This is a genomic window from Vibrio sp. McD22-P3 (assembly GCF_021568915.1).
Classification (GTDB): Bacteria; Pseudomonadota; Gammaproteobacteria; order Enterobacterales; family Vibrionaceae; genus Vibrio; species Vibrio mediterranei.
On record NZ_JAKGTN010000001.1, the window covers coordinates 397,538 to 422,651 of the forward strand.

Here is a 25,114-nt window from a genome sequence, read left to right on the forward strand (position 1 = left end):
ATTTGGAGGCGGCGTAGCCAGCAAAGGAAAAGCTGGGTAATTAAGGTGTGAGTTATGGGTTATTTTTTAAGACGTTTGTCATTATATGCAGTAGCACTATTAGTTGCGGCTACTATCAACTTTATTATTCCAAGGGCGATGCCGGGCGATCCGGTCACTATGATGTTCGCTCATACAACGGTGCAAATTACACCAGAGCGTATTGCAGCAATGAGAGAGCTGCTGGGCTTTGTTGACGGTAATTTATTCGTTCAATATCTAACGTACATGAAGAACATTTTAAGTTGGGAGCTTGGTGTTTCGGTTCAGTTCTTCCCATTAACCGTCAGTGAGCTGTTAGGCGGCGCATTCGGTTGGTCACTGTTTCTGGCGGGCACCGCTGTCGTGATGTCTTTCTCTATCGGCTCGGTTCTTGGTATTTTCGCAGCTTGGAAGCGCGGTTCTCGTTTCGACACATTCGTTACTCCTGGAATGCTCATTATTCAGGCGATTCCACCTGTGGTTATTGCCATGTTAGCTATGTTCATCTTTGCGATAGGCCTGAAATGGTTTCCTACGGGCTATGCGTATACCCCAGGCACCATTCCTGAATGGACAAGCTGGGCATTTATCAAAGATATGCTTTATCACGCAGCGCTTCCCCTTTTCTGCGCCACAATCATTCAAATCGGCGGCTTTCTAGTGAACATGCGTAACAACATGATCAACTTGTTGGGAGAAGACTACATCACCATGGCTCGCGGTAAGGGCTTAAGTGAAAACCGCGTGGTATTCAACTACGCAGCGCGTAATGCGCTCTTACCAAGTGTCACTGCGCTTTCTATGGCGTTGGGTATGGCGATAGGTGGTCAGTTAATCGTCGAAATCATCTTCAACTATCCGGGACTTGGCAGTGTCATGCTGAATGCAATTCATGCTCGTGACTATCAAGTACTGCAAGGACAACTTCTTATTATGACGCTCTTTATGCTGTTCTTTAACTTAGCTGCAGACATGTTGTATGTCGTGCTAGACCCACGTCTACGCAAAGGAGGAAAATAGTCATGAACGGTTTTCTCTCTTTAGTTTGGCGCAACACCACTGCGCGTATCGGACTTATCATCATCGGCTTATTTATGTTTGTGGCCATTGCCGCACCTCTAGTCACCAAACATGCACCAGACAAGCGTACGGGTAACCCTCACGAATACCCATCAGCGGTGGTTAAGTTAGCACAAGCTAACCCAGACGGCTGGGTAGCGCAAAATCTAGCGGATGATCGTAGAACGTTACTCATGTCGAAAAAGGCAGATCATGTATTGGGAACCACGCGTATGGGGCGTGATGTATGGTCTCAAGTAGCTTACGGCGCTCGCGTATCACTGATGGTGGGTTTTAGTGCTGGCCTAATCGTATGCGTGTTAGCCACGGTAATCGGAATTTCCGCGGGTTACTTTGGCGGCCGTGTTGATAGTGTACTGACCTCGGCAATGAACATCATGCTGGTGATTCCGCCCTGGCCTCTTCTCTTTGTTGTTGCCGCTTTCGTTGGTGAGGCGGGGCCAATGACCATCGCGGTCGTTATTGCCTCCATCTCTTGGGCATGGGGAGCAAGGGTTATTCGTGCACAAACCTTATCACTTCGAGAAAAAGAGTTCGTAAAAGCGGCTGAAGTACTTGGTGAATCACGACTACGCATCATTTTTGTTGAGCTGCTACCAAACCTAATCTCAATTGTTGGTGCAAGTTTCATCGGCTCAGTGTCTTACGCCATCTTGATGGAAGCCATTATCTCTTTCTTGGGAATGGGCGATCCAAACACCATCAGCTGGGGCATCATGCTTTATAACGTTCAAACTTCCTCAGCCATGCTGATTGGCGCATGGTGGGAAATTCTAGCTCCATGTATCGCGTTGACTCTTCTTGTTACCGGCTTAGCACTGCTTAACTTTGCCGTTGATGAAATTGCCAACCCGCAACTTCGTTCTCACAAAGGCCTTAAACGCTGGAAGAAAATCGCAGAACAAGACAAACAGGAACGCGAAGTACAAGTCGCGCCACAAAATGCACTTTGGAGCGGAGATCGTTAATCATGTCAGAACCACTAATTTCAGTTCGCAATTTGTGCGTAGATTACATCACTGAGGCAGGCGATGTTCGAGCGTGCAACAATGTTAGTTTCGATATCGGTAAAGGCGAAGTGTTTGGTCTTGCAGGGGAGTCTGGTTGTGGCAAATCAACCGTTGCCTTCTCACTAATGCGCTTGCACAAGCCACCCGCGTTTATTTCAGGTGGAGAAGTGATCTTCAATGGCGAAGATATCCTTCAATACAGTGATGATCGTATGCAAACCTTCCGCTGGAGCCAAATGTCTATGGTGTTCCAAAGCGCCATGAATGCTTTGAACCCTGTACTTACCATGGAAGAGCAGTTCTGTGACGTTATTATGCGCCATACCAATATGACTCGTGAACAGGCCGTAAGACGTGCTCAAGGCTTATTGGAGATTGTTGATATTCATCCGAGCCGTCTAAACGACTACCCGCACCAGTTTTCTGGTGGTATGCGTCAGCGCTTGGTGATTGCGATTGCACTCGCCCTCAACCCGAAAATGATCATCATGGATGAGCCAACCACTGCGCTTGATGTGGTTGTACAGCGTGAGATTCTGCAAAAGATCTATGCCCTCAAAGAGGAGTTTGGATTTTCGATCTTGTTCATCACCCACGACATTTCACTTATGGTGGAGTTCTCAGATCGCATTGGGATCATGTATTCCGGTGAGCTTATTGAAGTTGCCCCTTCACAACAGATTTTAGATTCACCTTACCACCCGTACACAAAAGGACTGGGAAGTTCATTCCCTCCTTTAACAGGTCCTAAAACCAAGTTAACGGGCATTCCAGGTAATCCACTAAACCTATTGGAGATTCCACAAGGCTGCCGCTTCCAAGCACGGTGCGATCGTGTCCATGAAACGTGTACCCGCGTACCAACGAAGTTACGCCAAATTGAACCGAACCGTTTTTCTAACTGCCACTTATATGGCGACACCATCGCTGTATCGCAAGAGTTGTCATAAGCAACCAGCAACGAACTGAGCAAGTTATACAAGGAATTTCTGGAGAAACATTATGAGCAACTATGGTGAACTGCTGATTGAAGGCAAAAATGTTGTCAAAGATTTCGCAATAAACAGTAATACGCTAAAACAACCAATGATGCGTGCTATCAATGACGTCTCATTCAAAATGTACAAAAGTCGCGGCCTTGCGGTGGTTGGTGAGTCAGGCTCTGGCAAATCAACAACGGCAAAAATGATCGCCAAAATGTATGCCCCAAGTGGTGGTGAAATTAAATATCGCGGCCGTGATATTCAAGAGATCAAAGCGCGCAGTGAGTTGATGAAATACCGCGAAGGCGTGCAGATGGTATGGCAAGATCCGTTTGGTTCATTAAACCCAACACACACGATCTTTCATCATATTGCACGTCCATTGCTGATCCATAACAAGGTGTCGAAAAGCAACAAAAAAGAGCTAGAAGAGCGAGTATACGATCTGCTCGATCAAGTGGGTTTAATTCCACCTAAAGAAACCGCAGCCAAATACCCTCACCAGCTTTCAGGTGGTCAAAGGCAGCGTGTTAACTTAGCGAGGAATATTGCGGTTGGAGCAGAAGTTGTCCTGGCTGATGAGCCAACTTCTATGCTCGATGTCTCGATTCGCGCTGGCGTTCTCAACCTGATGGAAGAGATGAAGTTTGAGAAACAAATGTCATTGCTTTACATCACTCACGATATCGCAACCGCTCGCTATATCGCGGAAGATATCTCGGTGATGTACGTCGGCCATATGGTGGAATGGGGCGATACCGATGAGGTCATCACCAACCCTCAACATCCCTACACCCAACTTCTTGTTTCTGCGGTACCGGATCCGAAAAAATCTATTCATGAGAAGTTGGAAGGTAATAAAGGCGAGATTCCACTCTGGACACCAGCCTCCGTTGGTTGCCCATTTGCGGGTCGATGCAAACACGCAACCAGTAAATGTACGGAAGCCTTGCCGCCAGTGACCAAACTCGCCGACAACCATTTTGTACGTTGTTATCTCTACGAAAACTAATTAAACGCTCCTGTAATGGGAGCGCTTCTTCTCGACAGGTGAATGAAAAAACGATGCAATTGCTCACTAATCATATTGGCTATCAGGTAAACAATGCGAAACGCGCAGTGTTGATGTGTACTGATCCACATCATCCAGTGACGACTGCATATTTAGTTGATGCGTATTCTGAAAACACCGTTCTAGAGCTCACACTCGAAGGCGGACAATCTGTCGACAACTGGCATTGTGGGGTGTTTTTTACTATCGACTTCAGTCAGTATCAGCAGGCGGGACGTTACTACCTTCGCTACCAGTCCATTCGCTCTCATGATTTTGTTATTGAAGAACATAATCTATTAACGCGCAGTTTTTCTGATGTCATTCATTATTTCAAATCTCAACGCTGCGGTGGACAATTCGATGAACACGATAGGCAAGCGCGTATTATCGGCAGCGATGAAACCGCCGATGTGCACGGTGGTTGGTATGATGCTTCTGGAGATGTCAGTAAATATCTAAGCCACCTTTCCTACGCGAATTACCTCAATCCACAGCAAACTCCAATGGTGGTTTGGAATATGCTGAAAGCGGACGATCTCCTGCTTGCACAACAAGATGCCCCACACTTTGTGCGTGCACGTTTACAAGAGGAAGCGCTTTATGGCGCCGAGTTTCTTGCTCGCATGCAACATAGCGACGGTTACTTTTACATGACCGTATTTGATAAGTGGAGCAAAGATGTCGAACAGCGCGATATCTGTGCCTACGAGACTCAATTAGGTCACAAGAAACAAGACTATCAAGCGGGTTTTAGACAAGGTGCTGGCATCGCTATTGCCGCTCTTGCCAAAGCAAGCCAATCTGAGTCGGCCACCTCTTCTCAAGCAACACATTTTATTGAGATAGCCCGAAAAGGCTATTGGCACTTACAAGAACATAATACGCAATACCTCAACGACGGCATTGCTAATATCATTGATGAGTACTGTGCACTGCTGGCAACGGTCGAGCTTTATAAAGCGAGTGGTGAAGACCTTTATTTAGATCAAGCGAGAGTCTGGGCGGACTCATTAGCATTGCGAGCCAAAGCCGACGACAACTACGACTTTTTCTGGTCTAGTGACAGCGATGGTTCTCGACCGTTTTACCACGCTGCTGAAGCTGGATTACCTGTCATTGCATTAGCAGAATATCTCGCTATTGAAACTAACCTAGAACGTCAACAACGTTTCGCGCAATTAGTCACACAAGCCTGTCAATTTGAACTAACAGTAACCGCTGAACTATTTAACCCCTTTAGTTACCCAAGACAGTATGTAAAAGGCGTTGATGAGCCAAAACGCTCTGCCTTTTTCATTCCACATAACAACGAGTCTGGATATTGGTGGCAAGGTGAAAATGCCCGTATTGCTTCTCTCGCATCCATGGCTTTGATTGCCAAGGACGTAGTCTCTGACAGTTCATTAAAGCAACAGCTAGAGAGCTACGCTACTCACTGCCTCGACTGGATATTAGGGTTGAACCCCTATGACATGTGTATGTTAGACGGTTACGGTTTTAATAACCCCGATTATCTACCACAGCTTGGATTCTTCAATGCCCAAGGCGGTATCTGTAATGGCATTACTGGCGGCTTTGACGATGAACGAGATATTGCATTTAACCCCAGAAATCAAAAAGACGACATGCTGCAAAACTGGCGTTGGGGTGAGCAGTGGATTCCTCATGCTGCATGGTATCTGTTGGCCGCGGCACTACAGCATAGCGATAGCAAAGGTGAGCATCATGGCTAGATTCATCGCAGGGATCGACGGGGGCGGCACCTCGTGTCGCGCCAGAGTTCTAGATAAAAATGACACGATTATCGGTGAAGGCAAAAGTGGTAGCGCCAATATCATGTTGGGGGCTGAGGTTGCTTTAACCTCAATCATCGAAGCGATCTCCATTGCGCTGACACAAGGTGGTTTGGATAACTCCTACTTTAACCAAGTCGACGTGGGTCTAGCACTAGCAGGCGCAGAGCATAAAGCCAGTTACCTCGCTTTCCTATCAGCCCCGCATCCATTTGCCAGTATCACTCTAAATACCGATGGCTACGGTGCATGTTTGGGCGCTCATGAAGGCAAAGATGGCGCCATCATGATAGCGGGCACAGGCTCTGTTGGTCTGTTTATTTCAGGTACAACGCAGCACGTCGTTGGTGGGCGCGAGTTTCCGATTTCTGACCAAGGAGGCGGCGCTATCATGGGGCTAAGGTTGATTCAAGATGTGTTGCTTATTCAAGACGGTATTTTGGATTCTTCTCCTTTGGCCGACATCGTAATGACGCATTTTAACAATGACATTGACAATATTGTTGAATGGTCAAAGACCGCCTTGCCTAGAGATTACGGTCAGTTTTCACCGCAGATTTTTGAGTATGCCTATCTCAATGATCCTCTTGCAAAAAAATTACTGATGCAAACCGCCAGTGATATTGAGATGTTTCTTACCGCCTTGCATCAACGTGGGGCAGAAAACATCTGTTTAATGGGCAGTATTGCCGAACGTATTTTTGATTGGTTATCGCCAGCAGCGCAACGTTGGATAGTGTCTCCAAAAGGAGATGCAATGGACGGTGCGTTGATGATGGCAGGACAGCCAAGTCACAATCTTTACGATTGAGGTATATCTATGGACTTTCGTATCGACTTAGCAGTGATTGAAATCTTACCCAAAGGCAGCCGTTTTGGGCTTACACTGCACAATCTCTCTGAAAAAAGCGTGGCTAATTGGCAACTCAATTTTGCTTTCGACAGGCATATTGAGAAAACCAGTTTATCTCATGGAACGCTGAAGCAAGTAGGCAGTCTCTGCTCTTTATCGATAAACAACACGCCACTTTATGCCAACAACCACTGCTACGTAGAGTTTGCTATTTCTACATCACCATTCAAACTGCTCTCTGATGGTATAAAAGAAGCGTACCTAACCACAGATTCCGGTACGCAATGCACCGTATCTGTGTCACCTATTGTGTTGAAAGAAGCGATCGACCAACCAACTGAAGTACCTAGCGTCAAAGCAGCAAGACATAAGCTTATTCCAGAGCCGATGTCAGCTAACTTTAATAGTGGTGTCTATGAGCTAACTCGTTATAGTCAGATAACCGTCGACAATGGTGAGTTTCAATCTGCTGCCAATTGGTTAGCCGAAGAAGTAACTCGCTTGTTCAGTATCGAATCCAAGTCTATTGGTCAGCAAGATATTCATTTTAGGCATTCACCAGTACTGGATCCTGAAGAATATAAGCTGATCGTAAATGATAACGGTGTGGTCATTGAATCAACCAGTCAGTCTGGCTTTATCTATGGTGCAGCGACCTTAATTCAATTGATGGATTTTGATGTGGCGCGCCATACTCTCTACATTCCTTTCTGCCAAATACATGATAAACCTCGTTTTGCTTATCGTGGAATGATGATAGACAGTGCGCGTAGCTTCCAACCGGTTGAAGACATCAAACGCCTTATCAACCTGTTTGCTCATTATAAATTGAATACCTTCCATTGGCATTTAACGGACGATGAAGGGTGGCGTGTTGAAATAAAAGCGCTACCTGAGCTTACTGAGATTGGCGCTTGGCGAGGCCCAAATGAAACCCTTGATGCTCAGTTCCATCATATCAATCAGCGTTATGGCGGATTTTATAGCCAGGAAGAGATTAAGGACGTCGTAGCATTTGCAGCACAACGCGGCATCCAAGTGATTCCCGAAATCGATATTCCAGGTCACTGCCGTGCCGCCATCAAGTCATTGCCAAATATGCTGGTTGATCCTAATGACCGCTCTATCTACCGCAGTGTCCAACATTACAACGACAATACGTTGTCGCCAGGTATCGATGGCACATATCGCTTCCTTGATATCGTCTTGGAAGAGATTAGCGAGCTGTTCCCTGCTCCTTACGTTCATATTGGTGCAGATGAAGTACCTGTGGGTGTTTGGGAGAAAAGCCCAAGTTGCCAAGCTTTAATGGAGACTCACGGCTACAGTAGCTCTAAAGAGCTGCAGGGTCATTTACTTCGTTACGCTGAAGACAAACTGAAGTCTCTGGGTAAACGCATGCTGGGCTGGGAAGAAGCACACTTTGGACACAAAGTTAGCAAAGACACAGTCATATACTCGTGGCTAAGCGAAGAAGCTGCTATTAACTGCGCCAAACTCGGCTATGACGTCGTACTGCAGCCGGGTCAAACCACCTATCTGGATATGGCACAAGATCACTGCCCAACAGAGCCTGGTGTTGATTGGGCAAACGTCATCACACTGGAACAAGCTTACCTATATGAACCTCTCTCTGAGCTGAGCTCCGATGACCCAATCAAAAAACGGATACTAGGCATGCAAGCTGCGCTGTGGACTGAAATAGTCAGCCACCAGCAACGCCTAGATTACATGATATTCCCCCGACTACTCGCTCTAGCAGAGACCGCTTGGTGTCCAGAGAATCGAAAAAACTACAGCGCATTTTTAGCAAGACTGAAAGCCCACCTTAGCTTGTTGCAACGCCAAGGTGTTCAATATCGCGATCCTTGGACTCAGATCGAGGAAACTGAAAACGCGCATCTCCAGACGAACAACAATAACAACGATAAAATTTAATTTCCCCATAAGGATATAGACATGCAATACGGCTATTTTGACAACGAGAATCGTGAATACGTCATCACTCGTCCCGATGCTCCTGCGCCATGGACCAATTACCTTGGTACTGAAAAATTCTGTACTGTGATTTCTCATAATGCCGGTGGCTACTCGTTCTACAACTCACCGGAATACAATCGAGTCACCAAATTCAGACCCAATGCAAGCTTTGACCGCCCAGGGCACTATGTGTACCTACGCGATGATGAAACCGGAGACTACTGGTCTATCTCTTGGCAGCCTGTAGCAAAGAGTCTCGACGAGGCTCAATATGAGGTTCGTCACGGTCTTTCTTACTCGAAATTTAAATGTGACTATGCGGGAATAGAGGCAACCAAAACCTTGTTTGTTCCTAAGGGTGAAGATGCTGAGATTTGGGATGTTGTCATTCGTAATACCAGTAATAAGCCTCGCACTATCAGTGCCTTTTCTTTTGTTGAGTTCTCATTCAGTCATATCGCCTCTGATAACCAAAACCACCAGATGTCACTTTACTCAGCAGGCACCGATTATAACGATGGTGTGATTGAGTATGACTTGTTCTACAACACCAACGATTTTGAAGGCTTCTACTATCTAGCATCAACCTTTGAACCCGATAGCTACGATGGTCAAAGAGATAATTTCCTTGGTGCTTACCGAGATGAATCGAACCCTATTGCCGTTGAACAAGGACGTTGTTCGAATCATACGCAAACCTGTTATAACCATTGCGGTTCCCTGCATAAACAATTCACTATTCAGCCAGGAGAAGAGGTTCGTTTCGCTTACATTCTAGGTATTGGCAAGGGCAACGGGGCCAGACTTCGCGATAAATATCAAAACCTATCTGAAGTGGATAGTGCCTTTGAGGCCATCAAGGCTCACTGGGAGACACGCTGCGCGAAATTCCAAGTCAGCTCTCCGAATGAAGGCTTAGATACCATGTTGAATACTTGGACTCTGTACCAAGCTGAAACCTGTGTGGTTTGGTCTCGCTTTGCTTCATTTATCGAGGTGGGAGGTCGCACTGGCTTGGGGTACCGAGATACGGCTCAAGACGCCATGGCCGTCCCTCACTCTGCTCCTGAAATGACTAAAAAACGCATTGTCGATCTGCTTCGTGGCCAAGTTAAGGCTGGTTATGGCTTGCACCTGTTCGATCCTGATTGGTTCGATCCAGAGAAAGCCGACGTTAAACCTTCTAAATCACCGACGGTAGTACCAACACCTAGCGATGAAGATAAGATCCACGGTATCGCGGATACCTGTTCTGATGACCACCTATGGTTAGTGCCAACTATCTGCCGCTATGTGATGGAAACTGGCGAAATGGACTTCTTCAATGACGTCATACCTTACGCAGATGGTGGTGATGCTACTGTGTATGAGCATATGAAGGCAGCGCTTGATTTCACAGACAAACATGTTGGTGCTACTGGTATTGCAAAAGGTCTGCGTGCCGATTGGAACGACTGCCTCAACTTAGGCGGAGGAGAATCCTCCATGGTGGCATTCCTTCACTACTGGGCGCTGCAAGAGTTTGTCGACTTAGCTCGTAAATTGGGGCAACTTGACGATGTGGCGCACTATGGGCAGATGGCGAAAAAAGTTCAAGATGCCTGCGAGACTCACCTTTGGGATGAGGATGGTGGTTGGTACATCCGTGGTATTACCAAAAATGGCGATAAAGTCGGAACCAATGAACAGACTGAAGGCAAGGTTCATTTAGAATCAAACACTTGGGCGGTAGTATCGGGTGCTGTCTCCGAAGAACGTGGTAAGAAAGCCATGGACGCGGTCGATGAATATCTCTACTCCGATTATGGCTTACATCTCAACGCACCATCTTTCGCCACTCCGAACGACGATATTGGCTTCGTTACTCGGGTTTACCAAGGAGTAAAAGAGAACGGGGCAATATTCTCTCACCCTAATCCATGGGCTTGGGTCGCCGAAGCTAAGTTAGGACGCGGTGATCAAGCGATGAAGTTCTATGACGCTCTAAATCCGTATAACCAGAACGACATGATTGAAACTCGAGTTACCGAACCGTACTCCTATGTGCAGTTTATTATGGGACGTGACCATCAGGATCATGGCCGCGCCAATCATCCATGGTTAACCGGTACCTCAGGATGGGCTTACTTTGCCGCGACTAATTACATCCTTGGGGTTCGCTTAAGCTTTGACGGCCTTATCGTTGACCCATGCATTCCAACAAGCTGGCCTGAGTTTGACGTCACTCGAGAATGGCAAGGCGCAACTTACCATATCAAAGTTACCAACCCCAACCATGTCAGCAAAGGCGTCACAAGTATCACCTTAAACGGTGGCGATATTGAAGGTGCTATTCCTGCACAACCTGCGGGTAGCGTTAACCAAGTCAACGTTGTTCTCGGCTAATCAAAAGCCTGAGTTGACCATAATAATGAGCCCTGCGGGGCTCTTCTCAAGGAGCAATGTATGATCAAATTTGGAACAGGCGGGTGGCGCGCTTTTATTGGTGAAGAGTTCACTCGTGATAACGTCAAACTGGTAGCGCAAGCGCTGGCTAACATCATCAATGATGAAAACGTCGCAGAACGAGGATTTATCATCGGCTATGACCGACGTTTTTTATCGGACAAAGCGGGCCGCTGGTTTGCCGAAGTGCTAGCCGCGAACCAAATCCCAGTGCACTTCATCAATAAGTTTGTGCCAACGCCTATCGTTATGTTTAAAGCCAAGAGCATGAACTGCGCTTACTCGGCTTGCATCACCGCATCTCACAACCCTGCTGATTACAACGGCATTAAAGTATTTATTGAAGGTGGTCGCGATGCCGATGAAGTGATTACTGAAAAGATAGAGTCTCAAATCGCGACCTTAACTACTGCGGAGGTCAAATCTATCGACTTCGAGCACGCCGTGGACAAACAACAGATCATCGAAATAAACCCAATGAACGAGTTTGTCGATTCAATCATTGAGCTTATTGATATTGAATCCATTAAAAAAGCTAATCTACGCGTGTTGATCGACCCTATGTTTGGCGTAGCCAAAAATGCACTACAAACTGTACTGATTAACGGTCGCTGTGATGTCGATGTGATTAACGATGGGAAGAACCCTGATTTCGGTGGGCTTATGCCATCCCCTAGTGCTGCAACCCTATATCGCCTGAAACACTTGGTGGCAGCAGAAGGGTACGATATTGGTATTGGTACTGATGGCGACGCTGATCGCTTAGGGATTATTGATGAAAAAGGTAATTTTATTCACCCTAATGAAGTCTTAATGCTGCTTTATTACTACCTTCTTGAATACAAAGGTTGGAAAGGCTCAGTAGTGCGTAACATCGCCACAACCCACTTACTCGATAAAATCGCACAGAGTTATGGTGAAAAGAGCTTTGAGGTTCCCGTAGGCTTTAAGCACATCAGTGCCCAAATGGAGGCAGACGACTCATTAATCGGCGGTGAAAGCTCCGGCGGTTTAACCATTCGTGGCCATATCAAAGGTAAGGACGGCGTGTTTGCTTCTAGCTTATTGGTGGAGATGCTTAGTGTCACCAACAAAAAGCTCTCTGAACTACTTGATGAGATCTATAGCAAATACGGTTATGCCTACACGGCAGAAGGTGATTGCACCTTCAAGCCGGCTCAAAAGGACAGCCTTTACCATAAGATTTATGTCGAAAAGTCTCTGCCTGAGTTCGATTATGAGGTAGAGAAAGTCAGCTACTCCGATGGAGCAAAAGTTTACTTCAAAAACGGTGGTTGGGTCATTGCTCGCTTTTCTGGTACCGAGCCACTATTGCGTATTTTTTGTGAGATGGAAGATAAAGCGCAAGCAGAATATGTTCTTCAGCAGATGAAAGACTTCTTGTCTTTATAGTCTCTGCGTCCGCGTCTTCTTACCGTATATTGGGTTGAGTCACCTTTCAATCCAAGTAAATAGTGAGAAGCTCCCTATAGGTGAAGAACATTTTGCCCGGTGACTGTCGCCGGGCTTTTTTGTACCTAGTCATTGGGGATGCCACTTTATTGCAAGAGAGTGACCTCTCGTGCGTATTTGAGCAGAGCAAATGAACTACACTTGAGTAATTAGGCAAAAGCCACAATACCTTGTGACTCTACGCTCACAGCCACGTTCTGGCCGACATCCAAGGCTTCCATCGAAGTACCCAATACCTTAGTACCCTCAATTTCTACCACATAGCGACAATGATCACCCATGAAGTGCTGCTCAAGAATAGCGATCGAGCTGCTATCTGAGGCCCTTAACTGAACGTGCTGCGGTCGAACAAGCAACTGGCATTTTGCTCCCTGATCAATCAAGGTGCATGACGATGCTTCTATCTGACCAATGGCCGTATTAAATGTAGAGCCTGACAAGTACGTTGCGGCTAGATAGCTTCCGCCACCTAAAAAGTCAGCAACGAACTTGCTCGATGGACAGAAATACAGCTCTGATGCTGTACCGTACTGCTCAATCACACCTTGGTTCATCACCGCCATTTTATCGGCAAACGCAAACGCTTCTTCTCGACTGTGAGTCACAAAGATGGCTGTTACACCCTGCTTTTTGAAAATCTTGCGGATCTCTCGAATCAGCTCATGTCGTACTTGTGTATCGATATTAGAAAATGGTTCATCAAGCAGAAGTAGATCGGGTTTATAAGCTAAACTACGAGCAATGGCGACACGCTGCTGTTGTCCGCCCGATAGCTGATGAGGATAACGATCGCTAAACTGATCCAAATGAACCAACGTCAGCATCTCCTCGACAATCACATCTTGTTCTTGCTTAGCCATTCCCTTTAGACCAAAGGCTACATTTTGAGCCACGGTTAAGTGAGGAAATAGCGCATAATCTTGAAAGATCATACCGATATTACGCTGCTCTGGCGCTAGCCATACTTCACCATTGTCGATCACGCGCTCACCAAGCGTCATCACACCTTGAGAAAGAGGCAATAAGCCTGCCACCGCTTTGAGTAGCGTGGTCTTTCCGCAACCACTCGCGCCCAACAAGCAAACAATTTCACCTTGTTCAACCTGAAGCGATAAGGACTCTAAAATCGTCTGACCATCATATTGGCAAGATAGGTTTTTGATAGACAAAGCCGTAGTCATTAGTGGTTTTGCTCCAGTGAACGGTTAACAATAATAAGAGGTAGTAGGCCGACCAACACTAACAATACCGCTGGCATCGCGGCAAGTTCTAAGTGCTCGTCAGAAGCAAAGTTGTACACGTAAGTAGCCAGAGTCTCGAAATTGAAAGGACGCAATAACAGGGCTGCATTTAGTTCTTTCATGGATTCGATAAACACCAATAAACCAGCGATCAACACGCCCCGTTTAATAAGCGGTAAATGCACTCGAAGCAGCATTTGGTTCTTCTTACATCCCATAGTGCGTGAAGCCATATCAAGAGACGGCGATACCTTACTTAAACTGGTTTCAATACTACCGATAGCAACGGCAGAAAAGCGCACCACCATTGCAAAAACAAGTGCAAAAATGGAACCAGAGAAAATCAATCCAGGGCGTTGCCAATCCATCCATTTAGCAAAATCGTTGACGCTGTGATCCATAAATAACACGGTGACCATAACCCCAATTGCCAAGACGGTTCCCGGTACGGCATAGCCAAGCGAAGAAGCGCGCATAAAGACCACACTTTTTCTATTTGGTGCAAGCCTACGATAGAAGTTCACGACGATAGCAACAAAGACACCAATAATCGCTGCCATCAATGACACTTTGAGGCTATTCATGGCATAGGTCTGAAATTCTTCGGTCCAGCTTTGTGCAAAATACTTGTAGGCGTAAATCATCAACTGACCAAGCGGCAAGATAAATGCAATCGACACTAGGCCCCAACACCAGAACAGCGCTAACCATTTTTTCCAGCCCGATAGCTCATAGCGAAAGTCTTCGTGACTGTTGTATTGGCTTTGAAATAGCTTTTGCTTACGTCGACTATAGCGCTCGGCGCCGAGTAACAACACGATCACCACCATCATCATGGCCGAGATCTTCGCAGCAGCACTTAAATTAGAATACCCCAACCAAGTGTCGTAGACCGCCGTGGTTAAAGTACTCACGGCAAAATAGCTCACGGTACCAAAATCGCCTATGGTCTCCATCGCCACCAATGACAAACCAACGGCGATAGATGGTCTAGCGAGTGGTAATGAAATGCGCCAAAAGCTTGCCAACGGAGAACACTTTAACAAACGTGCCGATTGCAACAGTGAGACGTTCTGCTCCATAAATGCCGCACGGCACAGCAGATAGACATAAGGGTACAGCACTAGCGACAAGACAACTGTAGCACCTCCAACGGTGCGAATATCAGGAAACCAGTAGTCCCCTGCTTGCCAGCTAAATACATCTCGTAACCAAATTTGGATGGGACCAGCAAAGTCAAACCAATCAGTAAAGATGTAGCCAATGATATACCCCGGCATGGCTAGTGGTAGCACCAAGGCCCACTGCAACACTTTTTCACTTGGCAGTTTGCACATAGCCATCAACCATGCACTAGGAACCCCCAGAAACAAAGAGAGAACCAAGACACCAGCGACCAATTTGACCGTATTTAAGATGTAGGTGGGCATCACCGTCGCAAGAAGGTGCGAGAAGAGATCACTTGATTCACCAAGTGCAGTATAGAAGATCGCTAAAATAGGCAAAACCAGTAGCAGAGTAAGTACTCCACTACTGGTTTTCCAAACATCATTTTTTTCTTTCATTGCCTAAACATACAGCAGGCGACACGAAGTCGGAAGTTCTTAACCAGAATAACAAAGGGGGTATTATACCCCCTTTCTATCGATTATAGGTCGAACTTAACTTCGTCTAACAATTTGATTGCAGCACTGTGATATTCAGCAATCTCATCAAGCGAGATTTTATCGGCTTTGAAATCACCCCATGACGCCACAAGCTCAGAGCGCTTAACGCCTTCTTTTACCGGGTACTCATAGTTAACTTCTGCATACATTTGCTGAGCTTTGTCGCCTGTTAAGAACTCCATTAGCTTCAATGCGTTGTCTTTGTTTGGCGAGTATTTCGCCATCGCCATACCACTGATATTTACGTGAGTACCCGTTGTGTTTTGGTTCGGGAAGTTAATGTATACCGCATCAGCCCAAGCTTTTTGCTCTTTGTCATTAACCATCTTACCTAGGTAGTAGCTGTTACCTAGAGATACGTCACACAGGCCTTCGCTGATCGCTTTCACTTGAGCGCGGTCATTGCCTTGTGGTTTGCGGGCTAGGTTAGCTTTTACGCCTTCTAGCCACTCTTTTGTCTCCGCTTCACCGTGGTGAGCAATCATAGAAGACACAAGAGATACGTTGTAAGGGTGCTTACCGCTACGAGTACAGATTTTGCCTTTGTACTCAGCGTTTGCTAGGTCGATATAATCAAAATCATTACCTAGTTTGCCTACGCGGTCACGAGAAGAGTATACGTTACGAGTACGCAGTGTTAATGCAAACCACTCATTCTCTTTATCGCGATATTGAGCAGGAACGTTAGCGTTGATTACGTCACTATCTACCGCTTGAACTACATCCTTGTCAGTCAATTCCGCTAGACGGCTAATATCTGTTGTTAACACTACGTCAGCCGGGCTGTATTCGCCCTCTTGCTGAAGTTTTTCTGCCAGACCTTTCTTAGCAAACTTTACGTTTACTTTAATGCCCGTTTCTTTAGTGAACTCGTTAAACATAGGCTCAACAAGGAAAGGTTGGCGGTAAGAGTAAACGTTGACTTCTTCAGCGGCCATCGCTGGTGCTGCAAAGCTAGCTGCAATTGCTGAAAGAGTTAGCAGTTTTTTCATCGTTTTAGTTCCTTTAATTCATAATGAGAACGTTTATCAGTTGCGTTATTATATTCATATTAATTCTGAAAACAATGATCTGATATAAAAAAACCTGCCATAAAAGGCAGGTTTTGATTAAGTTTGTAACAAAACATTACTTAACACTAACAAACTCCGGATAAGCACCTACACCACAATCGTGCATGTCCATACCCTCTAATTCTTCTTCTTCTGTTACACGAATACCGATTGTCGCTTTCAGCACTGCCCAGACAGCAAGACTTGCCGCGAACACCCAACCGAAGATAACTGCTGCGCCTAAAAGCTGAGCACCAAACGTTGCATCGCCGTTGCTCAGTGGCACTACCATTAGGCCGAAGAAACCACACACACCGTGAACAGAGATAGCACCAACTGGATCATCAATCTTAAGCTTGTCTAGGCCAATGATGCTGAATACGACTAGCGCACCGCCTACTGCACCAATAGCTACTGAGTATACAGGTGAAGGAGATAGAGGATCAGCAGTGATAGCAACAAGACCCGCTAACGCACCATTGAGAATCATAGTTAAGTCAGCTTTACCCCACGTTGTTTTGCACACTAGCATTGCTGCAATAGCACCCGCTGCCGCTGCTGCGTTAGTGTTAAGGAAGATTTGACCTACTGCTGTCGCGTTCTCAAAATCTGAAACCATTAATTGAGAGCCACCGTTGAAGCCGAACCAGCCTAACCATAGGATAAACGTACCTAGAGTAGCTAAAGGCATATTTGAACCTGGAATTGGGTAGATTTCACCATTCTTGCCGTACTTGCCTTTACGAGCACCTAGCAACAGAACACCAGCTAATGCAGCCGCTGCACCCGCCATATGAACGATACCTGAGCCAGCAAAGTCACTAAAGCCTGCTTCTGATAGGAAACCACCACCCCAAGTCCAATAACCTTCCATAGGATAAATAAATGCCGTTAGTACGACAGAGAAGATAAGGAAAGACCAAAGCTTCATACGCTCAGCAACCGCACCGGATACCACTGACATTGCTGTTGCTACGAAAACAACTTGGAAGAAGAAGTCCGACTCTAGAGAGTGGTCTGCACCTTCACCTTGAGTGCCGATTAGCGCACCAAACGATGGTAGCCAGCCACCTTCGCCATTGTCCACATACATAATGTTGTAACCCACGATGAGATAACAAGTACATGCGATAGCGTACAAACAGAAGTTTTTGGTTAAGATTTCAGTGGTGTTTTTTGAGCGAACTAGGCCAGCCTCTAACATGGCAAAGCCTGCCGCCATCCACATTACGAGCGCGCCTGAAATAAGAAAGTAAAAAGTGTCTAGCGCATAACGCAGTTCGCTGACTGTTGTTGCTAATTCCATAATATGTTCTCCAATCCCTTAAAGTGCTTCAGCATCCATTTCGCCCGTACGAATACGTACTGCTTGGGCTAGGTCGTACACAAATATTTTTCCGTCGCCAATCTTGCCGGTTTGAGCCGCATTAGTGATAGCTTCTATAACTCGGTCTACGTTGTCTGCGTGCGTTGCAATTTCCAGCTTCACTTTCGGTAGAAAGTCCACTTGATACTCTGCACCGCGATATAATTCTGTGTGACCTTTCTGACGACCAAATCCTTTGACCTCAGAAACAGTCATCCCTTCAATGCCTACATCTGCAAGTGCTTCTCTTACATCATCCAGCTTGAATGGTTTAATGATTGCGTTAATAAGTTTCATGGCATCCCCTTCGCCTTTTTATCCCTGTTGCTTAAAACAGCAATCAAGGTGCGTGCCAACTTTTTAACCTATTGAAATATAAGGATTCGAGTTTTATATGTTATAAAAATGAAAATACCTTGCACTTTATTGGTGCAAGGCATTCACAAAAATAATGCGTTAAATGTTATTAGCACTAAGAATGTGCAAAATAACCGTATTATCCACTTAGCGATTATGTATAAAGCGCTCCCACTGCTCGATAACAGACAAGAAATCCTCCAAACCACACTCACTGTAGCTTTCACTTTCATACAGTGAAAACTCTTCTTCGGACTCCGTTAACGTCTCAAAAGCTAACGTATTTTCATACACATGGACTTCAGACTCGAGAATACTCAAAGAAATCTCTTTGCCCTGCCATTTGTGTTCATTACCAGAAAATTGTGACGCTTTCGATAGCAGTGCTTTTATTTCCATGATGGTGCGGTCGTCGGTACTAACTTCTTCTTGAAGTAATCTAGCGATCACTTCTTGACCCATTTCGCACTTCACTAGATATTCACCAGTGAAACTGTTTTTAATAAACTCGAATTCCATCACTTTTTCTCTCTGTAAACTCGCGCCGATTATACCTCAGAATCACTAGCAATCAGGTATACTCAACAACAATTCCTTAGAAGAGCCAATACCATGCAACTTAACTCTCTCATTGCTAAGCAAATTGTTGATCGTGCAAAAAAGATCATTGCCTACTCCATTAACGTTATGGATGAAAATGGCGTGATCATTGGCTCAAGCGATCCTAGTCGACTGCATCAAACACACGAAGGTGCACTGTTGGCCATTCGTGATAACCGCACGATTGAGATCAATGACTCTGTTGCCTCCACCCTCTCCGGTGTAAAAACTGGCATTAACCTCCCTATTATTTACAGCGAACATGTTATTGGCGTAGTGGGTATTTCTGGTACTCCGGAAGAGGTTAGAAGCTACGGTGAACTGGTTAAAATGACGGCTGAGCTGATCGTCGAACAAGCGGCATTAATGTCTCAGGTCCAATGGAATAAACGTCATAGGGAAGAGCTGCTGCTACAACTTATCGAAGGCTCGAGCTTGAATGATGGCCAGTTGCTCTCCATTGCCCAAAGGCTGGACCTCGATCTTTCCCAGCCAAGAGTCGCCACTGTTATTAAAGTAATTCCACGCGCAGGCGAACCAGTCACACTAGAACACTTACAAAAACTGGTTCATCTATTGGAACACCCGGAACGCGACAATATAGTCGGTATTGCTTCAGTTTCTATGAATGAGATCGTGGTTCTTAAGCCCGTGACTATTGTTAATCACACTTGGAATCGTAAAGAAGAACAGAAGCGGGTCGCTAAACTGGTAAAACGCATCGACAATGAGTGTGACTTTTCGATTCAAATGGCGATTGGTGATTATTTTCCGGGGCTAATCGGCCTTGCGCGCTCATATGAAACGGCCAAAGCAACGATAGAAAGTAGTACCAGTAATGATGATGCTGTTATGTTCTATCAAGATCGCAAACTTTCGGTACTGGTCAGCAGTATCAAACAAGACCCATGGCGAGCTACTCAGCTTAAAGCGCCCATCGAGAAATTAATGGCAGCCGACAGCAAACAGGTCCTATTGAAAACCCTGAGCACCTTTTTTGCTCAAAATTGCGATCTGGCTCAAACTTGTGAATCCCTCCATATTCATCGTAACACTTTGCGATACCGCCTAGACAAAATACAACAAGAAACAAATTTAGATATCAATAAGTTAGATGACAAAATCCAGCTCTATCTTGCGTTAAAATGTTTGTAAACATTACGTTAATTTGTGCATTTGCACAAATTACCTATTAACCACAATGATAAATTCGTCAGTTCGCATAAAGAAAATCCTCTCTTGAATAGCTAATCTTCCGCTCATAAAGGGTGCAAACACCCAATAAAAAATTATTAAATTAGCGGAAAACTAAACCATGATTGAAGTCTCTACCTTAGGCGCACTCGCAGCTCTTGTTGTTGCCATTGCCCTTATTCTTAAAAAAGTTCCACCAGCTTATGGCATGATCATCGGTGCCCTGATCGGCGGTGTTGTAGGTGGCGTGTCATTAACCGATACGGTTGCTCTAATGATTGGCGGTGCGCAAGGCATTGTTACTGCGGTATTGCGTATTCTTGCTGCTGGTGTTCTTGCTGGCGTTCTAATTGAATCAGGGGCGGCAACCTCTATCGCAGAGACCATCGTTAAGAAAGTCGGTGAGACTCGCGCCCTTCTTGCTCTGGCTATCGCCACCATGATTCTGACTGCCGTTGGCGTATTCGTCGATGTTGCAGTTATTACCGTTTCTCCAATTGCTCTTGCCATTGCTCGCCGCGCGGACATCTCTAAAACAGCAATTTTGCTTGCGATGGTTGGCGGCGGTAAAGCCGGTAACGTCATGTCACCTAACCCAAACTCAATTGCAGCAGCTGACGCATTCAACGTTCCACTAACTTCGGTGATGGCTGCAGGTGTGATTCCAGGACTTTGCGGCATGATCTTCGCTTACTTCCTCGCGAAAAAGCTCGTCAACAAAGGCTCTAAAGTAGCAGAAAGCGAAGTGGTTGCTGTTGATCACTCTAGACTACCGTCATTTGGCGCATCGATTGTTGCTCCACTTGTGGCGATCGCTCTACTTTCTCTTCGCCCAATTGCTGGTATTAACGTAGACCCGCTTATCGCGCTTCCATTAGGTGGTTTACTTGGTGCCGTCGTCATGGGTCGTTTTGCTGACACTAACCACTTTGCCGTTTCCGGTCTATCACGTATGGCACCTGTCGCAGTTATGTTATTAGGTACCGGTACCTTAGCTGGCATTATTGCTAACTCTGGTCTGAAAGATGTGCTTATCGATTCCCTAACTGCATCAGGCCTTCCTTCTTATCTATTGGCACCAATTTCAGGTGCAATGATGGCGCTTGCTACCGCTTCTACTACAGCCGGTACCGCCGTTGCGTCTAGTGTGTTTAGTTCCACAATTCTTGAGCTTGGCGTTCCAGCATTAGCCGGTGCAGCCATGATTCACTCAGGTGCTACCGTATTGGATCACATGCCACACGGTAGTTTCTTCCACGCCACTGGTGGCGCTGTGCATATGGATATTCGCGAGCGTCTCAAACTCATTCCTTACGAGTCTGCGGTTGGTCTAGTGATCGCCTTTGTCTCTGTAATGATCTTTGGTGTGTTCGGTCTATTTGTATAAGGTCCTATTATGAAAATTATTATTGCTCCAGATTCATACAAAGAAAGCTTAACGGCCATGGAAGTTGCCGAAGCGATCGAAACCGGTTTTAAGAAAATCTTTGCCGATGCTGAATATATCAAACTTCCAATGGCGGACGGTGGTGAAGGTACGGTTCAATCATTGGTTGATGCTACTGAAGGCTCGATTGTTACTTGCCAAGTTACTGGCCCCTTAGGTCAGCAAGTTGAAGGCTTCTACGGCCTTATGGGGGATGGTTCTACAGCTATTATTGAAATGGCTGCGGCATCAGGCCTACATCTGGTTGAACCTGAACTACGCAACCCGCTTGTTACCACAACTTATGGAACTGGCGAATTAATCAAAGCGGCGCTAGAGCGCGGTGTGAAGCACATTATTGTTGGTATTGGCGGCAGCGCTACCAATGATGGCGGCATAGGTATGGCGCAGGCTCTTGGTGCTAAATTGCTGGACCAACAAGGTAATGAACTTGGCTTTGGCGGTGGAGAACTCAATAAGCTAGCCAGCATTGACCTATCAGGCCTTGATGCTCGCCTGAAAGACATCCGCTTGGAGGTCGCGTGTGACGTTGATAATCCTCTGTGTGGTCCTAAAGGCGCCTCGCACGTGTTTGGTCCACAAAAAGGCGCAACACCAGAGATCGTGGCAACCCTCGATAGCAACCTTGCGCATTATGCCAGTGTCATCAAAGCTACTAACGGTCGTGATGTCATTGATACCGCAGGCGCCGGTGCTGCTGGTGGCCTCGGTGCAGCGCTACTTGGTTTGTTTGATGCATCACTACGTCCTGGTATCCAAATTGTGATGGATGCGGTGAACCTAAGCGAAGTGGTAAAAGATGCAGACCTTGTGATTACCGGTGAAGGCCGAATTGACAGCCAAACCATTCATGGTAAGACGCCTATTGGTGTGGCACGTACTGCGAAGCAATACGACATTCCTGTGATAGCCATTGCAGGTAGCACAGCAAAAGACTGCGCAGTGGTTCACGAACACGGTATTGATGCGGCGTACAGCGTAGTACTAGGTGCGACTGACCTACCAACCGCCTTAAAAGAAGCGGCGTTCAACGTTGAAATGACCTCTCGTAATATTGCAGCGGCAATGGCGATGAACTTCAGCAAATAATCCGCTTTAGAAACACAAAATGCCCACTCAATTGAGTGGGCATTTTTTATTATCATTCCTACCGTCGCGTTAAGCGCAAGAAATGCTATTAGAACTCGATGTTACGACCGAAGCTCATTGGCCATTCTGTTGGGTTCTTCTTACCTTCGCGGATGTGGCGACATTCAGCTAGCCATACTAGAAGCTCCCAACCAAATGCAGCAGTAAGCAGCGCATCTTTCTCGTCAGAGTTTTTCTGAGGCGCAAACTCGGCAATATCAGCACCCACTAAATTAATACGCTTAGTCGCGCGAAGTTTACGGAAGATGTCGTAATACATGCGAGCAGAAACACCAAATGGATCTGGGCTTGAGTTTGCACTGTGATCAAGAAGATCTAGCCCATCTAAGTCAAAGGTTAGGTACACCGGACGACCATCACCTTGTTTCTCAAGGATCTGTTCTACGATGTAATCCACGCCTAAATCGTAAATTTCATCAGCCAAGTAGAAGTTACCGCCAATCGCCTTCGCTTTGCCTTGTTGAGATGCACACCAGCGACCGCGCATACCCATGCTGACACTGGTCGTTGGGTCGATAGCACCTTCTGATGCTAGGCGGCAATACCAGTTACCTGAATATGACTCGTAATCAAAGTCAGCACGTGTGAGTAGGTCAAAGTGACCATCAATATGAATCAGTGAAACCGGACCGTGCACTTTCGCAAGTGCCGCAGGCCCTGGGTAAGCAACAGTATGGTCGCCACCAAAGAAGAATGGAGTACAGCCGTGGTTGATCACCATGTCATCAACCACTTTCTGCGCATTGCGCATTTCTTCATCTAAGTTGAACTGACCAAGGCCATCCCAGTTTCCGTAATCGATGATGTTACATAGTTCAAATGGCATCGTGCCATCTTGGTGAATAAGGCCCATACCAGTTTTAGAGGCATCACGAATCGCACCAGGACCAAATTTATGACCACCAGCATTTGGTGAACACTTATCCATGGTCAAGCCATACATAACAATGTCCGCGTTTTCAAAGCTGTTCACATAAGGTGCGCCAAATGCACCAACATGCTCTTTACCCAGTAAACTGAATGCTTCTACACCTTGTTCCGCCATACGCTGCTGCATTGGAGCGATGTCTTCATTGATATAAAAGTCTGCATCCGACTTATTCCAATAAATATCTTGGTAAAGTTCGAGTTTCTCTTTTGAAATTTCTACACGTTTTGGCTTGAACATATTATTGTCCTCATTGTTTTTTCTGCTTTTCAGCGATGTCTATATTGTATCCACTCACCTCGCTTACTATAATTACATTTTCGGCCAATTAGATTACATTTCAGGACAACAACATGAGCTCCCTACATCAGCAGCAGTTTTTGCAAGCCATTGTTGGCCACTGGGAATCATTACTCAGAGATTTGGCGAAACAGCCACTGGCTATCGATCCGTTTCTTCGCCGCGCTAAAATCAGACGTATTAGCTATGGTCATTATGAATTGATGACGACTCAACAAGTGCTGAGGTTAATGAAATTGTCCATGGAACAGTTGAACATCGATGGTATCGGATTACGCATCGCAAGTAGGCTTACCATTGAAGACACCGGAGCTTTGGGCTTTGCCATGCTAGGCTGTAAGACACTTAAGCAGCTATTAGAAACGATCATTCATATACCCTGGATGACCAGTGACTACGTGGATATTCGTATTGCCTACGACCGAGAATATGCCTATATCACTGCCGAAGATCGTTCCGCATTTTGGACGCCGCAGCCCTACACTATCGAAGACAGCATTGGTCATTACTACCTTGGAATAAAAAAGCTCTTGGGAGAGCAATTTGATAAAGATAAAGTCTCAATTTCCCTTAGTTATGCCGCGCCAAGTTATAAACACCTCTATCACCAGTATTTAGGTATCATGCCGACCTTCAACGCAGCGAGTAATCAAATTAGGCTCCCCATTGAGTGGATCGATATGCCCATCTCTGCGAATGAATCCTTAGTCGCCAATATCGCAGCGAAGCACAGTGCGGAGATGAACCAGCAATCACGAGCCAGCACCAGTTGCGATCAGATAAGAATGCGCCTGTACGCTCTTCTCTCTTCCGGAGTACCCACCATGGAACAAATGGCTGAAGATTTAGGCTTCACCGCAAGAACCTTACGACGACGACTTCATGATGAAGGTAAAACTTACAAACAACTCGTGCTCGACGTTCGAATGCAAATGGCCAATGAGTATTTACTGAAGACTTCATTATCGTTATCCGATATTGCCAACCTCCTCGACTATCACTCGGCACCACCGTTTATTCGTGCGTTCAAAGCTTATCATCAGGTTTCGCCTTCACAATTCAAGCTAGAAACGAAAAAAGCCCAGTCCGAGGGAGACTGGGCATAAAATCAAGTGCGTCTG

20 protein-coding genes are annotated in these 25,114 nt (G+C 46.0%); 13 read left to right on the forward strand and 7 right to left on the reverse strand.

Features of this window, described 5'->3' with window-relative positions; translation table 11 throughout:
- Positions 1–54 precede the first annotated feature (54 nt).
- Genes L2W36_RS01800 through L2W36_RS01840 form a run of 9 tightly spaced genes read left to right on the forward strand, consistent with a single transcriptional unit; the run spans position 55 to position 12,632 of the window.
- Positions 55–1,041 (forward strand): ABC transporter permease, encoded by a 987-nt coding sequence (locus L2W36_RS01800; protein ID WP_006075062.1) that lies wholly within the window; start codon positions 55–57, stop codon positions 1,039–1,041.
- A gap of 2 nt (positions 1,042–1,043) precedes the next feature.
- Positions 1,044–2,069: an ABC transporter permease gene (locus L2W36_RS01805; RefSeq protein ID WP_062456664.1), complete on the forward strand. Its 1,026-nt coding sequence runs from the start codon at positions 1,044–1,046 to the stop codon at positions 2,067–2,069.
- 2 nt (positions 2,070–2,071) lie between these two features.
- On the forward strand, positions 2,072–3,061 hold the full coding sequence (locus L2W36_RS01810; protein ID WP_006075060.1) for an ABC transporter ATP-binding protein: 990 nt from the start codon (positions 2,072–2,074) through the stop codon (positions 3,059–3,061).
- 52 nt (positions 3,062–3,113) lie between these two features.
- Positions 3,114–4,106 carry an ABC transporter ATP-binding protein gene (locus tag L2W36_RS01815; RefSeq protein ID WP_236109180.1) on the forward strand — a complete coding sequence of 331 codons (993 nt, stop codon included), beginning with the start codon at positions 3,114–3,116 and terminating at the stop codon, positions 4,104–4,106.
- Positions 4,107–4,159: 53 nt separating this feature from the next.
- Positions 4,160–5,881: a glycoside hydrolase family 9 protein gene (locus L2W36_RS01820; protein ID WP_236109181.1), complete on the forward strand. Its 1,722-nt coding sequence runs from the start codon at positions 4,160–4,162 to the stop codon at positions 5,879–5,881.
- Positions 5,874–6,752: an N-acetylglucosamine kinase gene (locus L2W36_RS01825; protein WP_236109182.1), complete on the forward strand. Its 879-nt coding sequence runs from the start codon at positions 5,874–5,876 to the stop codon at positions 6,750–6,752. Before L2W36_RS01820 ends, L2W36_RS01825 begins: the two co-directional genes overlap by 8 nt.
- 9 nt (positions 6,753–6,761) lie before the next feature.
- Positions 6,762–8,732: a beta-N-acetylhexosaminidase gene (locus tag L2W36_RS01830; RefSeq protein ID WP_236109183.1), complete on the forward strand. Its 1,971-nt coding sequence runs from the start codon at positions 6,762–6,764 to the stop codon at positions 8,730–8,732.
- 21 nt (positions 8,733–8,753) lie between these two features.
- Positions 8,754–11,159 (forward strand): GH36-type glycosyl hydrolase domain-containing protein, encoded by a 2,406-nt coding sequence (locus tag L2W36_RS01835; RefSeq protein WP_236109184.1) that lies wholly within the window; start codon positions 8,754–8,756, stop codon positions 11,157–11,159.
- Between the two features lie 60 nt (positions 11,160–11,219).
- A complete protein-coding gene (locus L2W36_RS01840; protein ID WP_236109185.1) occupies positions 11,220–12,632 on the forward strand; it encodes a phosphoglucomutase/phosphomannomutase family protein in 1,413 nt (470 codons plus the stop codon).
- A gap of 209 nt (positions 12,633–12,841) precedes the next feature.
- Here L2W36_RS01840 and L2W36_RS01845 read toward each other — a convergent pair whose 3' ends face one another.
- From L2W36_RS01845 to L2W36_RS01870, 6 genes are all read right to left on the reverse strand, one after another.
- Positions 12,842–13,873 (reverse strand): ABC transporter ATP-binding protein, encoded by a 1,032-nt coding sequence (locus tag L2W36_RS01845; protein WP_236109186.1) that lies wholly within the window; start codon positions 13,871–13,873, stop codon positions 12,842–12,844.
- Positions 13,873–15,498, reverse strand: coding sequence for an ABC transporter permease (locus L2W36_RS01850; protein ID WP_236109187.1), 1,626 nt, complete (start codon positions 15,496–15,498; stop codon positions 13,873–13,875). Before L2W36_RS01850 ends, L2W36_RS01845 begins: the two co-directional genes overlap by 1 nt.
- An 83-nt stretch (positions 15,499–15,581) precedes the next feature.
- Positions 15,582–16,592: a Fe(3+) ABC transporter substrate-binding protein gene (locus L2W36_RS01855; protein WP_038229082.1), complete on the reverse strand. Its 1,011-nt coding sequence runs from the start codon at positions 16,590–16,592 to the stop codon at positions 15,582–15,584.
- 136 nt (positions 16,593–16,728) lie between these two features.
- A complete protein-coding gene (locus L2W36_RS01860; RefSeq protein WP_038229081.1) occupies positions 16,729–17,958 on the reverse strand; it encodes an ammonium transporter in 1,230 nt (409 codons plus the stop codon).
- A gap of 18 nt (positions 17,959–17,976) precedes the next feature.
- Positions 17,977–18,315: a P-II family nitrogen regulator gene (locus L2W36_RS01865; RefSeq protein WP_038229080.1), complete on the reverse strand. Its 339-nt coding sequence runs from the start codon at positions 18,313–18,315 to the stop codon at positions 17,977–17,979.
- Between the two features lie 207 nt (positions 18,316–18,522).
- Positions 18,523–18,894, reverse strand: a complete 372-nt coding sequence (locus L2W36_RS01870; protein ID WP_031494037.1) for a YacL family protein — start codon at positions 18,892–18,894, stop codon at positions 18,523–18,525.
- Positions 18,895–18,987: 93 nt separating this feature from the next.
- Here L2W36_RS01870 and L2W36_RS01875 point away from each other — a divergent pair, with 93 nt between their 5' ends.
- From L2W36_RS01875 to L2W36_RS01885, 3 genes are all read left to right on the forward strand, one after another.
- Positions 18,988–20,130 carry a sugar diacid recognition domain-containing protein gene (locus L2W36_RS01875; protein WP_107306340.1) on the forward strand — a complete coding sequence of 381 codons (1,143 nt, stop codon included), beginning with the start codon at positions 18,988–18,990 and terminating at the stop codon, positions 20,128–20,130.
- A 160-nt stretch (positions 20,131–20,290) separates the two neighbouring features.
- Entirely contained in the window at positions 20,291–21,556 is a 1,266-nt protein-coding gene (locus tag L2W36_RS01880) for a GntP family permease (RefSeq protein ID WP_031495021.1), read from the forward strand.
- Between the two features lie 9 nt (positions 21,557–21,565).
- Positions 21,566–22,705 (forward strand): glycerate kinase, encoded by a 1,140-nt coding sequence (locus L2W36_RS01885; RefSeq protein ID WP_236109188.1) that lies wholly within the window; start codon positions 21,566–21,568, stop codon positions 22,703–22,705.
- Positions 22,706–22,793: 88 nt separating this feature from the next.
- Here the strand turns inward: L2W36_RS01885 and L2W36_RS01890 are convergent, their stop codons facing one another.
- Entirely contained in the window at positions 22,794–23,933 is a 1,140-nt protein-coding gene (locus tag L2W36_RS01890; RefSeq protein ID WP_006075617.1) for an arginase family protein, read from the reverse strand.
- Between the two features lie 113 nt (positions 23,934–24,046).
- On the opposite strand from L2W36_RS01890, the gene L2W36_RS01895 reads away from it, so the two are divergent.
- Positions 24,047–25,099, forward strand: a complete 1,053-nt coding sequence (locus L2W36_RS01895) for an AraC family transcriptional regulator (RefSeq protein ID WP_236109189.1) — start codon at positions 24,047–24,049, stop codon at positions 25,097–25,099.
- The last annotated feature ends 15 nt before the right edge of the window (positions 25,100–25,114 follow it).